At 62.6% G+C, this 2,016-nt stretch carries 2 protein-coding genes; both read right to left on the bottom strand.

Going from position 1 to position 2,016, the window contains the following annotated elements; all coding sequences use genetic code 11:
- Positions 1-787: sugar ABC transporter permease (locus EN993_RS35230; RefSeq protein WP_164758041.1), on the bottom strand; the 787-nt coding region annotated here is incomplete at its 3' end.
- A gap of 82 nt (positions 788-869) precedes the next feature.
- On the bottom strand, positions 870-2,016 hold a 1,147-nt coding region (locus EN993_RS35225; protein WP_164758040.1), incomplete at its 5' end, for an ABC transporter substrate-binding protein.

The following is a 2,016-nucleotide window of genomic DNA, read 5'->3' as shown; positions in this document are numbered from 1 at the left end:
GGGCGAAGAACATGTAGTCGTAGACGTATTTGGCCGGCACTTCGGAAGCGATGCCCGGGCCGCCGCTGGTCTGGGCCACGACGAGGTCATAGACCTTGACGATGCCCGACGCGATGATGACCAGCGTGGTGATGAAGACCGGCCGCATCATCGGGATGACGATGAACAGATAGGTCTTCCACATCGGTATCCCATCCACTCGCGCTGCCTTCCAGATATCCTCGTCGATGCCGCGCAGGCCGGCCAGCATCAGGCACATGATGAGCCCAGTGCCCTGCCACAGTGCCGCGATCGATATGCCGTAGATGACGATACTGGAATTGTAGAGCGGGTCGAAGCTGAAGCTCGTCCAGCCGAGGTCCCGCACCACGTGCTGGACGCCGAAATCGGGATTGAGCAGCCATTGCCAGACCAGGCCGGTGACGATGAAGGAAAGCGCGAACGGATAGAGGAAGATGGTGCGGAACGTGTCCTCGAAGCGGATCTTCTGGTCGAGCAGCGCAGCAAGCAGGAAGCCGATGACCAGCGAGAACACCAGCGAGATCACGCCGTAGATCAACAGATTCTCGATCGAGATCAGCCAGCGCGGCGTCGCCCACAGCCGGTAATACTGGTCGAGCCCGACGAAATTCAGCCGCGGCAAGAGCTTCGAATTGGTGAAGGAATAGAGCACCGTCCAAACGGTGCCGCCGACGAAAACCACCACTGCGGTGAGGATCATCGGAATCGAGGCGACCTTCGCATTGAGGTTGCGGAACAGCGGATTGGGACGTTCGCTCTTGCTCATCTCGTCAGCCGGGCTGGGTAAGGGCATTGTGCTCCCGGCCTTGCATTCGCAAGGCCGGGAGCGAGGTGGGTTGCCTCCAACGTCAGTCCGCCGAAGCGATGAGGTCGGCGAAGCGCTTCTGCGCCTCTTCGACGGTCAGCTCCGGCTTGGCGAAGAACTCGGCGAAGAGATCTTCCTTCTGCTTCTGGGTGTCCTGCGAAAGCAGCTGGTCCGTCCACGGTATGACGGCGCCCTTGGCGAGGATGGCGAGGCCCTTCTTCATGCAGTCGTTCGCCGCATTGAGATCGACGTCGCCGCGCACCGGCAGGGAACCCTTCTTGAGGTTGAAGGCGACCTGCGTCTTGGGATCGAGCAGCGTCTCGGCCAGCACATCCTGCGCCTTGGACTTTTCGGCATCCTTGAGCACCGGGAAGTAGAAAGCGTCGCCGCCGGTGGCGATGACTTCGTTAAGCCCAAGGCCTGGCAGGCAGGTATAGTCCTTGCCGGCGGTCTTGCCGGCAACCTGGAACTCGCCTTGCGCCCAGTCGCCCATGATCTGGCCGCCGGCCTTGCCGGTGATGACCAGGTTGGTCGCCTGGTTCCAGTCCTGCACATTGGTGTTCTTCGCCATCTTGCGGGCATCGTCCGCGGCCTTGAAGACCTTGGCGACTTCGGGCCCGGCGGCGAACTTGGCATCCTTGTCCTTGTAGACCTTGAGGAACGTATCCGTGCCGCCCACTGCCGCAAGCAGCACGTCGAAGGCGCCGGAGGACTGCCAGGCCTGTCCGCCGACGGCGAGCGGGATGATGCCGGCCTTTTCCAGCGCGGGCGCTGCCGCGACGAATTCATTCCAGTCCTTCGGCATCGGCACGCCGGCCTTCTCGAAGGCCTCGTTGGACAGCCACAGCCACTGCCAGGAATGGATGTTGACGGGCACGCAATAGATCTTGCCGTCGATGGTGCAGCTGTCGAGCAGGCTCTTCGGCCGGACGACTTCCGTCCACTTACCCTTGGTGGCGACGTCGGTGAGATCGCGCATCAGGCCGGCCTGCACCAGCTCTTCCGCCTGCCGGCCATGGTTGAATTGCGTGGCGCCCATCGGATCGCCACCGGTGATGCGACTGATCATGATCGGCCGCGCCGTGCCGCCGGAACCGGCAATGGCGCCGTCCACCCAATGATTGCCGGTCGCATCGAATGCCTTGGCAAGTTCCGCAACCGCCGCCGCCTCGCCGCCCGACGTCCACCAA

It is taken from the genome of Mesorhizobium sp. M7D.F.Ca.US.004.01.2.1 (assembly GCF_003997785.1).
GTDB classification, from domain to species: domain Bacteria; phylum Pseudomonadota; class Alphaproteobacteria; order Rhizobiales; family Rhizobiaceae; genus Mesorhizobium; species Mesorhizobium loti.
Note: the sequence above shows the minus strand (reverse complement) of the source record. Positions and strands in the feature narration are given on the sequence as shown.